The organism is Oscillibacter acetigenes (genome assembly GCF_025567605.1).
GTDB lineage: Bacteria > Bacillota > Clostridia > Oscillospirales > Oscillospiraceae > Oscillibacter > Oscillibacter welbionis.
Map to the genome: position 1 here is coordinate 1 of NZ_JAOQKG010000013.1, position 320 is coordinate 320.

The 320-nt window shown below is 69.4% G+C and carries 1 protein-coding gene; it reads right to left on the bottom strand.

Translation table 11 applies throughout. The annotated features are described in order from the left end of the window. A partial coding sequence (locus tag OCV80_RS16435; protein WP_288183052.1) for a Glu/Leu/Phe/Val dehydrogenase dimerization domain-containing protein occupies positions 1-320 on the bottom strand: 320 nt, incomplete at both ends.

Genomic DNA, 320 nt, shown 5'->3' on the forward strand with positions numbered 1-320 from the left:
CCCTCGTGCTCCAGCACGTTCTGGAGATAGTATACCGCGCCGTAGCCCGTGGCCTCCGGCCGGATCAGGCTGCCGCCGTAAGAGAACCCCTTGCCCGTCAGCACACCGTTCTCCCAGGCCCCCTTCAGCCGCCGGTACTCGCCGAAGAGATACCCGATCTCCCGGCCGCCCACGCCCATGTCCCCGGCGGGCACGTCCACATCCGGCCCGATGTACCGGTACAGCGCCTGCATGTACGCCTGGCAGAACCGCATGATCTCCGCGTCCGACTTCCCCGCCGGGTCGAAGTCCGCGCCGCCCTTGCCGCCGCCGATGGGCAG